The organism is Thioalkalivibrio sp. ALE17 (genome assembly GCF_000425605.1).
Lineage (GTDB): Bacteria > Pseudomonadota > Gammaproteobacteria > Ectothiorhodospirales > Ectothiorhodospiraceae > Thioalkalivibrio.
Window position 1 is genome coordinate 21875 of record NZ_KE384406.1, and the last position, 13257, is coordinate 35131.

Sequence of the window (13257 nt, forward strand, 5' to 3'; positions counted from 1 at the left end):
ACGGATCGCAGTTTCACCCGCGATCCATCGACTACCTCCCTATGCCGCCTGGGTCTGGGTTTGCGCCGGCGCGATCCGGAACCAGGTCTCCACGTTCGCACCGTGGATGTCCCCGATATCCCGCTGCAGCACATCCATGAAGGCATGCAGGCCGTCTTCCGCGATCAGCTCCTCCACATGCGCGCTGGAGGCGTGGCGGCGCGCCTGGATCACCAGGCGCAGCGGCAGTTCGTTGCGTGGCAGCTTCTCCAGCGCGTCCTGCACCTGAGTCAGGGCGTGGGTCACCGAACGCGGGAAGGCGGTGTCCTGTAGCAGGAACCGCACCACGTCCACACCGTTGATCCGCCGCTTCACATGCTGGCGGTACATCTGAAAGCCACTCCCCGAACGCAGGATGCTGGTCCATAGCAGCCCCTCGTAGGGCTCGGGATCCTCGCCGTCCTTTTTCAGGAGTTTGAGGGCGCCCACGTCGACATGCCGGGTGGACATGTCGGCGCGCTCCAGATTGCGCCCCAGGCGGATGAAGTCATAGGCCGCATCATGACTCATGGTGCCGGCCAGCAGCCCTGTCAGGGTCTGGCAGCGCTGAACCACCTCGGAGAGAAACTCGAACCGGCCGCGCTTGCCGATGCCCTGATCGATATGGTCACGGGCGAACAGGTACAGCTCGTTCATCACCTCCCAGGCCTCGGAGGGAACCAGGTCGCGGGTGGTACGCACATTCTCGCGCGCCGCCCGCAGGGAGTTGAGCACCGAACTCGGGTTGTCGGCATCCGCCAGCAGGAATTTCACGCAATTGCGTTCATCGTCCCGCTGATAGTGGTTATCGAACAGGTCCTCGTTGCCGGTGACCTCTACCAGGCCCTTCCACGACACCTGCACCGATTTCGGCATGTCCAGCGCCAGCAGATTGAAGGCCGTGACCATGCGTGCCGTATTCTCGGCGCGCTCGACATAGCGCGCCATCCAGTAAACGCGTTCGGCGACTCTCGAGAGCATCTCAGTTCTCCTCGTCCACGATCCAGGTGTCCTTGCTGCCCCCGCCCTGCGAGGAGTTCACCACCAGCGAGCCCTTGCGCATGGCCACGCGCGTCAGCCCGCCGGCGGTCACGTCGGTGCGCACCCCCTGGAGGATGAACGGGCGCAGGTCCAAATGGCGCGGCTCGATCTCGTCGCCGCACAGCGTCGGGGCGACGGAAAGATCCAGCGTCGGCTGGGCGATATAGTTGCGCGGGTCCTTCTTGATCAGCTGGGCAAACTCGGCCCGCTGCTTCTTGGTCGCGTGCGGGCCCACCAGCATGCCGTAGCCGCCGGACTCGTTGGCCGGCTTCACCACCAGTTCGTCGAGGTGGTCCAGCACATAGGCGCGGTCCTTCTCGTTCACGCAGAGATAGGTCGGCACATTGGGGATGATCGGCTCCTGGTCCAGGTAGTAGCGGATGATGTCCGGCACATAGGCATACATCACCTTGTCGTCGGCCACGCCGGCACCGGGGGCGTTGGCCAGGCCCACGTTCCCCTTGCGCCAGGCGCGCATCAGGCCGGGCACGCCCAGCATCGAATCGGGGTTGAACACCTCCGGGTCGAGGAACTCGTCATCGATGCGCCGGTAGATCACGTCCACGCGCTCAAGACCGTCGATGGTGCGCATGTAGACGCAGTCGTCGTCCCCGACGACCAGGTCCGCGCCCTCCACGAGCTCGGCGCCCATGCGCTGGGCCAGGAAGGAGTGCTCGAAGTACGCGGAATTGTAGATGCCGGGCGTCAGCACCGCGATCTCGGGATAGTCCTGCGGGCGCGGCGAGATCGACGCCAGCATGTCGAACAGCTGAGTCGGGTATTCGTCCACCGGCAGGATGCTGGAGCTCTCGAACATCTCCGGGAACACGCGCTTGGTGACCTGGCGGTTCTCCAGCATGTAGGAGACCCCGGAGGGTACGCGCAGGTTGTCCTCCAGCACGTAGAACTGCCCCGATCCGTCGCGCACCAGGTCGGTACCGCAGATATGCGCCCAGACGCCCTGCGGCGGCTTGATGCCGATGCACTGCTCGCGGAAATTCTTCGACTGGTTCAGAACGTAGCGCGGGATCACCTTGTCCTGAAAAATGCGCTGCTCGTTGTAGATGTCGTCGATAAAGAGATTCAGCGCGTTCAGGCGCTGCTCCAGCCCGGCGGACACCTGGTCCCACTCCTTGCGCGCGATCACCCGGGGGATGATGTCGAACGGCCAGGCGCGGTCGATATTCTCGCCCTCGGTATACACCGTAAAGCTGATCCCCATCTCGAGGATCGCGCTGTCCGCGGCCTGCTTGCGGCTGTGGATCTCGCCCTCGTCCAGCGAGGCCAGGTATTCCGCCAGCGCCTTGCCCGGCCCGCGCGGCTTGCCGGGCTTATTGATCAGTTCGTCATAGAACGGGGCGGGGTCATAGCGCTTCCAGTCGATGGCCATTCGTCGGATCCTCTGACGCGGTGGGCGGGTTCCTCTACAGTAACGCCTTTTCCGACCACTGGCGCGACGGCCAGGGCCACTCAGACGTCTCTCTGAGGCTTTCGTCCGCTACAGCCCGACCGAGGTTCCCATGCCCGACGCACTCGAACACCGCCTGATCGCGCTCTTCCAGCACCCGAAGATCCAGGGCTGCAACTGGCAGCCGCGGCTGTTCTGGCACGCCGCCGCGGACGGGTCACCGTTTGGGCGCCTGCGGGTGGACGGGGGCGAACTGGAGGTCTTCCTGGCCACGATCGTCGGCGAGGCTTCCACCGAGCAGGCGCGCCTGGACCGCGAACAGGACGGGAGAGGACGCTTCATCGCGGCCAATGCGCGCCGCCACGAGCTGCCGCTCTTCACACGCATCTGACACACCCCGGAATCATCACGCGCCCCGTCATCGCGAGGAGCGTAGCGACGTGGCGATCTCCCGGGGCGGCCCCTGCGGGGCATTCCAAGGCAGTGCTTGTAGCGGAGCCCGGCGAGCGGCACCGCTCAGGCAGGCTTGCGGAATTCGACCTGTTTCCAGTAGCCGAACAGGCTGGCCGGGGCGACCATGCAGGGTTCCTGCCCGGTGACGCGGACAAAGTCCTCGAACTCCATATCGGGGCGAAATCCGACGGCCTTGGACAGCGGGCGCAGGCAGCGCTCGAAGCCGCGCAACAGCCATTGCTGCGAGGCGAAGTGATTCACCACCAGCAGGCGACCGCCGGGGCGACAGACCCGCCACATCTCGGCGAACAGGGCGTCGGGGTTCGGCACCACCGTGGCCACGTACATCGCCACCACCGCATCGAAGCTGTTGTCGGCAAAGCCGAGTTGCTCCGCGTCCATTTCGCAAAGCCCGGATACGGCCGGGAGTCCCCCGTTCAGGCGGCCCCGTGCGACCTCCAGCATCTCCCGGGAGACATCGATCCCGACGACCTCGCAGTCGTCCGGGTAGTCCGGCAGCGAGATGCCCGTACCCACCCCGACCTCGAGGATGCGCTTGCCGGAGAGCGGTGCCAGGGTTTCCTGCGCACTTGCGCGCCCGGTCGCGAACACCCGCCCGAACGTCGCGTCGTAATGACGGGCGTAGCGCCGGTAGCTCTTGCGAATGCTGACGAGATCCATGCCGAAGCGTCCCGAATCTGAATGGCCGGGCACCGCAACCCGGTGCCCGTGAACGAAACGAGCCCGATCAGGACTCGGGTTCGACTGCCTTCATGCTCAGACGAATGCGCCCCTGCTTGTCCACTTCGAGTACTCGAACCGTCACGGAATCCCCCTCGGCGAGGAAATCGCCCACGTTCTCGACTCGCTCGTCGGAGATCTGCGAGATGTGCACCAGGCCGTCGCGCCCAGGCAGGATGGAGACGAACGCACCGAAATCCATGATCTTGGCGACCTTGCCGGTGTACTGCCGGCCCACCTCGATATCCGCGGTCAGCTCCTCGATGCGGCGCTTGGCCTCGAGACCCGCCGCCTGGTCGGTGGAGGCAACCTTGACCGTCCCGTCGTCCTGGATGTCGATGCTCGCGCCGGTCTCCTCGGTCAGGGCCCGGATGGTGGCCCCGCCCTTGCCGATCACATCGCGGATTTTGTCCGGGTTGATCTTCATGGTGATGAAGCGCGGCGCGTGGGAGGACATCTCGTCGCGATGACGCGGCAGCACCTCGTTCATGCAGCCGAGGATGTGCATGCGGCCCTCGCGCGCCTGCGCCAGCGCCTGCTCCATGATCTCGCGGGTAATGCCGTCGATCTTGATATCCATCTGCAGGGCGGTGACGCCGTCCGACGTCCCGGCGACCTTGAAGTCCATGTCGCCCAGGTGGTCCTCGTCTCCGAGGATGTCGGACAGCACCGCAAAGCGGTCCCCTTCCTTGATGAGGCCCATCGCGATCCCCGCGACCGGCGCCTTCAGCGGCACCCCGGCATCCATCAACGCGAGCGACGTACCGCACACCGAGGCCATGGAGCTGGAGCCGTTGGATTCGGTGATCTCGGAGACCACGCGGACCACGTACGGGAAGTCCTCGTCGTTCGGCATGGCCGCGGCGACGCCGCGCTTGGCCAGACGCCCGTGCCCGATCTCGCGGCGCTTGGGCGAGCCCACGAATCCGGTCTCGCCGGTGCAGTAGGGCGGGAAGTTGTAGTGCAGCATGAAGCGGTCGCGGCGCTCGCCCTCGATCGCGTCGATCACCTGGGCGTCACGGTCGGTCCCCAGCGTCGCGACTACCATGGCCTGGGTCTCGCCGCGCGTGAACACCGCGGAGCCGTGGGCACGTGGCAGCACGCCGGTGTCGATGCGGATCGGGCGGACCGTCTTGTTGTCGCGGCCGTCGATGCGCGGATTGCCGTCGAGGATGCGATCGCGCACCAGACGGTACTCGAGATCGTGGAAGGCGGTCTTGATGGCATCCGCCGATGGGCCGGACTCGGCGTCGCTGGCGAGGGCCTCGACGGCCTGGGTACGCAGCTCGCCGATGCGCTGGGTACGCGCCTGTTTCTCGGCAATCTGGTAGGCCTCGACCAGGGCATCGCCCACTACGGCCTTCACCTGATCCTCCAGCGAATCGCTGGTGGCCGGGGCCTCCCACTCCCAGGCCGGCTTGCCGGCCTCGGCCGCCAGCTCGCGGATCGCCTGGATCGCGGCCTGCATCTGCTCGTGGCCGAACATGACCGCCCCCAGCATCGCCTCTTCGGAGAGTTGGTTGGCCTCGGATTCAACCATCAGCACGGCATTCTCGGTGCCGGCCACGACCAGATCGAGGTCGGACTCCTCCAGCGCGCTGTAGGTCGGGTTCAGCAGGTACTCGCCGGCGCGGTAGCCAACCCGCGCGGCCCCGATCGGACCCGCGAACGGGACCCCGGACAGCGCCAGCGCCGCGGACGTGCCGAGCATCGCGGGGATGTCGGGATCCACCTCGGGGTTGATCGACATCACCGTCGCGACCACCTGGGTCTCGTTCTTGAAGCCTTCCGGGAACAGCGGGCGGATCGGGCGATCGATCAGGCGCGAGGTCAGGGTCTCCTTCTCGCTCGGACGCCCTTCGCGCTTGAAGAACCCGCCGGGGATCTTGCCCGCGGCGTAGGTGCGTTCCTGGTAGTTCACGGTCAGGGGAAAGAAGTCGCGTCCCGCATCGGCCTCCTTGCGGGCGACCACGGTGACCAGGACCACGGTCTCGGCCATGTTGACGAGGACGGCGCCACTGGCCTGGCGAGCGATGTCACCGGTTTCGAAGGTGACCGTATGGTTTCCGTACTGGAACGACTTCTTGTATGCCACGTTATTTCCCGTTTCCCGTGTTCATCCAACGTTGATGCCTGAATTCTGGCCTTCGCGGGCCATTGCGCGGCCCCGAAAGCGAACAGGCCCGCACCAGTGGCGCGGGCCTGTCGTGCCGGCCTTAGCGGCGCAGCCCAAGCTCCTGAACCAGGGCCTGATAGCGGTCCTGGTCGTGGCGCTTGAGGTAGGTCAGCAGCTTGCGACGCTGGCTGACCATCTTCAGCAGGCCGCGGCGCGAGTGATGATCCTGCTTGTGCTTGTCGAAGTGCCCCATCAGATGCTGGATGCGGGCCGTCAGCAGCGCGACCTGGACCTCCGGCGAACCGGTGTCGTTGGCATCGCGCTTGTGCTTCTCGACGATGGCCGATTTTTCTTCGGTAGTGAGCGACATGAAAACCTGACTCCTGAGATTACTTGACCGTTAATCGACCAGTGGCGCTGGCGATAGGCGCGCAATGGTACCACGGCCCACGCCGGCATGAACAGAATACAACCACCCGCTTGCCGGGCCGCCGTCAGGCCGCGGGAACGAACAGCCGCCGCGCCCGCACCTGCCCCGCGTCGTCGCGCACCCCCACCGCCAGGAAGGCCCCTGCGGCATCGAACACCCGGACCAGGGCCCAGCCGGTTTCGGATTCGCGCGGGGCATCGGACGCGCCCGGGGCCTCGGCGATCACCGCCGTCGCCGCCGCGGGATTGCCGTGGCGCATGGCGGCACTGGCGGCCGCATCCAGGGTGACCGCCGGCCAGTGCGCGAGCGCCGCCTCGGCGGGTTGCAGCAGGGCTTCGATGGCCGCGGCCCCGCCGGCCTCGAACGCGGCCTCGACCGTCTCCAGCGACACCATGGACTCGGCATCGAAATGGCCATGCCCGACCCGGTGCAGGGTATCCACCGCCGCACCGCACCCCAGCGCATGCCCGATATCGGCGACCAGCGACCGGATGTACGTGCCCTTGGAGCAGTGCACCTCCAGGCGCAGCCGGTCCGGGGCGGTCTGCTCGATACGCAGGGAATGTATACGGACCGGGCGCGGCGGCCGCTCGACCTCCACCCCGCGCCGCGCCAGCTCGTACAGCCGCTGGCCCTGGTGCTTGAGCGCCGAGACCATCGGCGGGACCTGGGCCTGATCGCCGCTGAAACGCTGCTCCAGCTCGCGCAGGGTGGTCGAATCAATCGCCGGCACCCGGGACTCGCGGATCACCTCGCCATCGAGGTCGGCGCTGTCGGTCTCCACTCCCAGCTGTGCCTCGGCGATGTAGCGCTTGTCCGCATCCAGCAGCCAGCCGGAGACCTTGGTCGCCTGACCGAAGCACAACGGCAGAAGGCCGGTCGCCCGCGGGTCCAGTGCCCCGGTGTGACCGGCCTTCTTCGCCTGCAGCAGATACTTGACGCGACCCAGCGCCTGGTTGGAACTGCGCCCCCGAGGCTTGTCCAGCAACAGGATGCCGTCGACCTCGCGCCGCTTGCCCGCCATGGATGGATCGCCCGACCGGAAACGCCGGGGCTCAGGCCCCGCGTTCCGGCCCTTCGCCCGGGTCACGGGCGTCCTCGGCATCCCCCTGTGAGGACTCGCCGCTACCGTCCCCGGCATCGGGATCGTCCGCGTGGTGCGCACGATCCTCGGCCAGTGCCTGGTCGATCAGCGACGACAGGTGCGCCCCGCGCTCCGGGGTGTCGTCGTAGGTGAAGCGCAGCTGCGGCACCGAGCGCAGGCGCATGCGCTGCCCTAGGGCCCGGCGCAGGAACCCGGCGGCATTGTTCAGCCCCTGCTGCGCCTCCGCGCCCTTCTCGGCTCCGCCCAGCTGGGTGAAATACACCCGGGCATGGGCCAGGTCGCGTGACACCTCGACCCCCGCCAGGGTGATCATACCGACGCGCGGATCCTTGACCTCCATGCGGATGAGCTCGGCCAGCTCGCGCTGGATCTGCTCGCCGACCCGGTCCGAGCGATGAAAGTCGCGGTTTCCGGGCATCAGAGGGTCCGTGCCACCTCGACGCGCTGGAAGACCTCGATCTGGTCGCCCGCCTTCACGTCGTTGTAGTTCTTCACCGCGATCCCGCACTCGGTGCCGGCCTTGACCTCGTTCACGTCGTCCTTGAAGCGACGCAGGCTTTCCAGCTCGCCCTCGTAGACCACCACGTTATCGCGCAGCACGCGGATCGGATTGCCACGCTTGACCGCGCCCTCGACCACGAGACAGCCAGCGACCTGGCCGAAGCCGGAGGCCTTGAACACATCGCGGACCTCGGCCAGACCGATCACCTCTTCGCGGATCTCGGCCGACAGCAGGCCGGACAGCGCCTGCTTCACGTCGTCGATCGCCTCGTAGATCACCGAGTAGTAGCGCACGTCGATCTCGTTCTCGGCGGCCAGGCGCTTGGCGCCCGCATCGGCACGCACGTTGAACGCGATCACGATCGCCTCGGAGGCCATCGCCAGGTTCAGGTCGGACTCGGAGATCCCGCCAACCCCGGCGGAGACCACTTTCACGCGCACCTCGTCGGTGGACAGCTTGATCAGCGACTCGCGCAGGGCCTCGGCCGAGCCTTGGACATCCGCCTTGATCAGGATGTTCACGGTGGCGATCTCGCCTTCCTGCATCTGGTTGAAGATGTTCTCCAGCTTCGCCGCCTGCTGCGCGGCCAGCTTGCGCTCGCGCTGCTTGGTGTCGCGATGTTCGGCCACCTCACGGGCAGTCTTGTCGTCCGCGACCACCAGGACCTCGTCACCCGCCTCTGGCACACCGGACAGGCCGAGGACCTCCACGGGCATGGACGGACCGACTTCCTTCACCGCCGTGCCGGTATCGTCGAACATCGCCCGCACGCGGCCGTACTCCTTGCCCGAGAGCAGGATGTCGCCGTGCTTGAGCTTGCCGGACTGGACCAGGATGGTGGCCACCGGGCCGCGGCCCTTCTCCAGGCGCGATTCGATGACCACGCCACGCGCCGGGCCCTCGTCCGGGGCCTTCAGTTCCATCACCTCGGCCTGCAGGCCCAAGGCCTCCAGCAGTTCGTCGATCCCCTGTCCGGTATGGGCAGAGACTTGGATGAACTGGGTATCGCCGCCCCAGGCCTCCGGGATCACTTCGTGCTGGGCCAGCTCGTTCATGACCCGCTCCGGTTCGGCCTCCGGCTTGTCGACCTTGTTGACCGCGACCACAACGGGCACACCCGCCGCCTTCGCATGCTGGATAGCCTCTATGGTCTGCGGCATCACGCCGTCGTCCGCGGCCACCACCAGGATCACGATATCCGTGGACTGGGCGCCCCGGGCCCGCATCGCGGTAAACGCGGCATGGCCGGGTGTATCCAGGAAGGTCACACCATCGTGGTTGTTCTTCACATGGTAGGCGCCGATGTGCTGGGTAATACCGCCGGCTTCGCCGGAGGCGACCTTCTCCTTGCGGATGTAGTCCAGCAGCGAGGTCTTGCCGTGGTCCACGTGACCCATCACGGTCACCACCGGCGGGCGCGGCTTGGCCTCGGCGGTCTGCTCCAGACCGGTATCGATCTCGTCCTCGACCGAGGTCTCCTTGGCCGCGATGGGGTTGTGCCCCATCTCCTCGACCACCAGCATCGCGGTGTCCTGGTCGATGGACTGGTTGATGGTGGCCATCACACCCATGCCCATCAGCGCCTTGATCAGCTGCGGCGCCTTGATCGCCATCGCCTGCGCCAGGTCCGCCACGGTAATGGTCTCCGGCACCTCGACATCCCGCACCACCGGCGCGGTCGGCTTGGCAAAGCCATGCTTGCTGGTCACCGCCTGGGCGGCCGCGGACTGGGCCTTGCGGCTCTCGCCCTTCTTGCGGCGCCCGCGACGATCGCCGGCCACATGCAGCTCCTTGCGATCGTCCTTGCGCCCACCCCTGCGAGCACCCTTGCCGGCCTTCGCATCGCCTTCCGGCGCCGTGGGCGCAGCCGCCCTGGCCGCCGCCTCGCGTTCCAGACGGGCCTGTTCTTCCTTCTCGCGCTTGGCCTCCTGGGCCTCCAGTTCCTTCTGCCGGCGCTTCTGGCGTTCCTCGCGTTCAGCCGCCTCCTGCTTGCGTGCCTCGGCCGCCTTGCGCTGGGCCTCGCGCTCGGCCTCGACCTGCAGGGCCAGCTGCTCGGTGCGGCTCAGCGGACGTTTCGGCTTGGCCGGCTCCGGCTCCGGTTCCGGCGCGGCCTCCTCGGCGGGCGCCGCCTCGACGGGTTCGGGTTCGGGCTCCGGCTCGGCGGGCGCCTCGGGCTCCTCGACCGGGGGCTCCTCGGCCGCCGGGGTCTCCTCGACCGGCGACTCGGCGACCGGCTCCTCCACCGGGGCCGCGGCGCGGGTCTCTTCGGGGGACTCCGGCGCCGGGGCCTGTTCCTCGACCGCCGGGGCCTCTTCTACCGGCGCCTCGGGCTGCGCCTCGGCGGGCTTGCGCTTCAGCGTGCGCTTCTTGCGCACCTCGACGTTGACCGTCTTGGAGCGGCCCTGACCGGAGCTGACCTTGAGGGTCTGCGCCTGGGTGCGGCGTTTCAGGGTCACGCGCCCCGACTCGCCGCCTTCGCCGTGCGACTGGCGGAGGTGATCGAGCAGCTTGCGCTTTTCGGCATCGGTGATCGCCGCCTCGGGACCATCGACCTCGACACCCGCCTCCTTGAGCTGAACCATGAGGCGGTCAACCGGTGTCCCCACCGATTCCGCGAATTGCTGCACTGTCATTTGCGCCATGGCGCCTACCTCCATTCCAGATTCTTTTCAGGCCAGCCGACAGCCTGGATACGGGTTCGCGATAACGGCGACCGGGGCTTAATCCCCGGTCTCGAACCACGGGGCGCGCGCGGTCATGATCAGCGCCGACGCCTCTTCCGTATCCAGACCGGTCATCTCGACCACATCGTCGGATGCCTGCTCCGCCAGGTCCTCCATGGTGCACACGCCATGTGACGCCAGCTTGTTCGCCAGCGCCGCGGTCATGCCCTCCATGTCCAGGAGATCCTCGGCGGGCTGATAGCCCTCACGGCCTTCCTCGGCCGCAATGGCCTTGGTCAGAAGCGCATCGCTCGCGCGGTTGCGCAGCTCCTCGACCATGTCCTCGTCGAATTCCTCGATCGCGAGCAGCTCGGCCTCGTCCACGTAGGCCACCTCGTCCAGGGTGGTAAAGCCTTCCTGGACCAGGATGCCGGCGACTTCCTCGTCGACATCCAGGGCCTCCATGAAGAAGGTGACCAGCTGCTGTGCCTCGGCCTCGCTCTTCTCGGCCGCCTGTTCCTCGGTCATCACGTTCAGTTCCCAGCCGGTAAGCTGGGAGGCCAGGCGGATGTTCTGCCCACCGCGACCGATCGCGAGCGACAGTTTGTCCTCCTCGACCGCGATGTCCATCGACTGCTTGTCCTCGTCGACCACGATCGACAGGACCTCAGCCGGCGACATCGCATTGATCACGAACTGGGCCGGGTTCTCGTCCCAGACGATGATGTCGATACGCTCGCCCGCCAGTTCATTGGAGACCGACTGCACACGCGAGCCGCGCATGCCGACACAGGCCCCGACCGGATCCAGGCGCGGATCGTTCGAGCGCACCGCGATCTTCGCGCGCATGCCCGGATCGCGCGCCGCGCCCATGATGTCGATGATGTTCTGCCCGACCTCCGGCACCTCGAGCTTGAACAGCTCGATCAGGAACTCCGGCGCGGTACGGCTGAGGATCAGCTGCGGGCCGCGCGCCTCGGGACGGATCTCCTTGAGGAAACCGCGCAGCCGGTCATTGGTGCGCACCGTCTCGCGCGGGATCATGTGCTCGCGCGGAATCAGCGCCTCGGCGTTGCTGCCAAGATCCACGTAGGTCCCGTTGCGATCGGTGCGCTTGACGATACCCATGACCAGCGTGCCTACGCGATCCTGGTACTCCTCGACCACCTTGGCGCGTTCGGCCTCGCGCACCTTCTGCACGATAACCTGCTTGGCGGTCTGGGCGGCGATACGCCCGAAGTCGACGGCCTCGACCGGCTCCTCGATCACGTCGCCAACCTGCGCATCGGGGTTCTTCTGCTGGGCATAGGACAGCAGGATCTGGTACTCCGGGGACTCGAACTCCGGGTCCTCGTCGTCCACCACGGTCCAGCGCCGGAAGGCCTCGTAGTCGCCCTCCTCGCGGTCGATGCTTACGCGCACGTCCATCTTGCCGCCGTGGTACTTGCGGGTCGCCATCGCCAGGGCCGATTCCAGGGCGTCGAAGATGATGTCCTTCTCCACTCCCTTCTCGTTCGCCACGGCATCGGCGACCAGCAGGATCTCCTTGTTCATGTCTTGCCTCTCCGCACTCGGCAGTCACCTGCCGATTCAACAAAAGCGTAGCAGCGTCCCACGCAGCAGCCGCGTTACAGCTGCTCCAGGACGCGCGCGTTGTGGATCGCGGCCAGCGGCAGCTCGTAGGCCATGCCGTCCACTTCCACCTCGATCATGGGTTCGTCCACCGACAGCAGCACGCCACGGAAATTGCGGCGATCGTGCTCCGGCCATGACAGGCGCACCTTCACCGGGTGTCCGATGTAGCGCCGGAACTGCTCGGGGGTGAACAGGGGGCGTTCAACGCCCGGGCTGGAAACTTCCAGGGTGTAGTTGCCCTTCAGGACCTGCTCGACTTCCAGTACCGCGCCCACCTGCTCGCTGACCCGCGCGCAGTCATCCACGGTGACGCCGTTCTCGCCGTCGATAAAGATCCGCACGACGGGCGGCTTGGAACCGGCGTGATACTCCAGCCCCCAAAGCTGCATTCCCTCCCCCTCGACCACCGGGGTGAGCAGCGTGTTCAGTTGTTCAGCCTTCTGCGACAAGGGCGTCTCGATCGACTCCGTCCCGATGGCGGGACCCGGAAACAAAAAAAGGGCGCCGAACGCCCCTCGTACACCTCTAACGATGGCTGCAGCGAAACGTCCGCTGCGAGGCGCGCGGGAGCGCGGCCTTAAGGACCCAACCCGGCCGCGAGCAGTTGCGGCCGGACCATCGATCCTTAACAAAAAGGCCCCATACGGGGCCTCTCTGACAATTGGTAGCGGGGGCAGGATTTGAACCTGCGACCTTCGGGTTATGAGCCCGACGAGCTGCCAGACTGCTCCACCCCGCATCCGAGACGCAGAACTATACCAAAGCGCCGTCCGGCGCCGCAAGGGTTTCCGATGATTATTTACCGGGTGCGGCGCTCGCCGGTGCGCAGATGCGGGCGCAGGTCGTAGCGCCAGATGTACCCCGGCAGGGCGAACATCGCGAACAGCGACAGGGTGATCACATAGAACTCCCAGCCCTGCGAATGGATGCCACCGGTTGCCTGGAACTCCAGCCCCTTGCCGATCAGCCCGGCGAGGATATAGAGCCCGAACCACTCGAAGATCCGGGTCCAGGGCCCCTTGGTCCCATTTTTCGGCAGCACCATCAACGCGATGCGTTCACTCAGCCACGGCAGGTTCGCGCTGATGAACGCGACTACCACAAACCCCCAGACGAGGGCCTCGAACGGAATCCACTGTGTCACG

The 13257-nt window shown here is 66.6% G+C and carries 12 protein-coding genes and 1 tRNA gene; 1 reads left to right on the plus strand and 12 read right to left on the minus strand.

What is annotated here, in order from left to right; all coding sequences use genetic code 11:
- Window positions 1-39 precede the first annotated feature (39 nt).
- Together H609_RS0113065 and H609_RS0113070 are read right to left on the minus strand one after the other, a co-directional pair.
- Window positions 40-999: an alpha-E domain-containing protein gene (locus H609_RS0113065; RefSeq protein ID WP_028485126.1), complete on the minus strand. Its 960-nt coding sequence runs from the start codon at window positions 997-999 to the stop codon at window positions 40-42.
- Between the two features lies 1 nt (window position 1000).
- Window positions 1001-2449, minus strand: coding sequence for a circularly permuted type 2 ATP-grasp protein (locus H609_RS0113070; protein ID WP_018875899.1), 1449 nt, complete (start codon window positions 2447-2449; stop codon window positions 1001-1003).
- Window positions 2450-2579: 130 nt separating this feature from the next.
- On the opposite strand from H609_RS0113070, the gene H609_RS0113075 reads away from it, so the two are divergent.
- Complete coding sequence (locus H609_RS0113075) at window positions 2580-2858, plus strand: hypothetical protein (protein ID WP_018881323.1); 279 nt, start codon at window positions 2580-2582, stop codon at window positions 2856-2858.
- Between the two features lie 125 nt (window positions 2859-2983).
- Here H609_RS0113075 and H609_RS0113080 read toward each other — a convergent pair whose 3' ends face one another.
- The 10 genes from H609_RS0113080 to H609_RS0113125 form a co-directional block, all read right to left on the minus strand.
- Entirely contained in the window at window positions 2984-3601 is a 618-nt protein-coding gene (locus tag H609_RS0113080) for a class I SAM-dependent methyltransferase (protein WP_018867808.1), read from the minus strand.
- A 67-nt stretch (window positions 3602-3668) separates the two neighbouring features.
- Window positions 3669-5756, minus strand: a complete 2088-nt coding sequence (pnp, locus tag H609_RS0113085; RefSeq protein ID WP_018877169.1) for a polyribonucleotide nucleotidyltransferase — start codon at window positions 5754-5756, stop codon at window positions 3669-3671.
- Between the two features lie 121 nt (window positions 5757-5877).
- On the minus strand, window positions 5878-6147 hold the full coding sequence (gene rpsO / locus H609_RS0113090) for a 30S ribosomal protein S15 (RefSeq protein WP_018867806.1): 270 nt from the start codon (window positions 6145-6147) through the stop codon (window positions 5878-5880).
- A gap of 124 nt (window positions 6148-6271) precedes the next feature.
- On the minus strand, window positions 6272-7231 hold the full coding sequence (gene truB, locus H609_RS0113095; RefSeq protein ID WP_018867805.1) for a tRNA pseudouridine(55) synthase TruB: 960 nt from the start codon (window positions 7229-7231) through the stop codon (window positions 6272-6274).
- 31 nt (window positions 7232-7262) lie between these two features.
- A complete protein-coding gene (gene rbfA, locus H609_RS0113100) occupies window positions 7263-7730 on the minus strand; it encodes a 30S ribosome-binding factor RbfA (RefSeq protein WP_018867804.1) in 468 nt (155 codons plus the stop codon).
- Window positions 7730-10471 (minus strand): translation initiation factor IF-2, encoded by a 2742-nt coding sequence (infB, locus tag H609_RS0113105; protein ID WP_028485127.1) that lies wholly within the window; start codon window positions 10469-10471, stop codon window positions 7730-7732. Before infB ends, rbfA begins: the two co-directional genes overlap by 1 nt.
- Before the next feature lie 63 nt (window positions 10472-10534).
- Window positions 10535-12031 carry a transcription termination factor NusA gene (gene nusA, locus H609_RS0113110; protein WP_028485128.1) on the minus strand — a complete coding sequence of 499 codons (1497 nt, stop codon included), beginning with the start codon at window positions 12029-12031 and terminating at the stop codon, window positions 10535-10537.
- Between the two features lie 74 nt (window positions 12032-12105).
- Entirely contained in the window at window positions 12106-12561 is a 456-nt protein-coding gene (gene rimP, locus H609_RS0113115) for a ribosome maturation factor RimP (protein ID WP_018867801.1), read from the minus strand.
- A gap of 213 nt (window positions 12562-12774) precedes the next feature.
- Window positions 12775-12851 (minus strand) — tRNA-Met (locus tag H609_RS0113120).
- Window positions 12852-12911: 60 nt separating this feature from the next.
- Window positions 12912-13256: a DUF2818 family protein gene (locus H609_RS0113125; RefSeq protein ID WP_018867800.1), complete on the minus strand. Its 345-nt coding sequence runs from the start codon at window positions 13254-13256 to the stop codon at window positions 12912-12914.
- Window position 13257 lies beyond the last annotated feature (1 nt).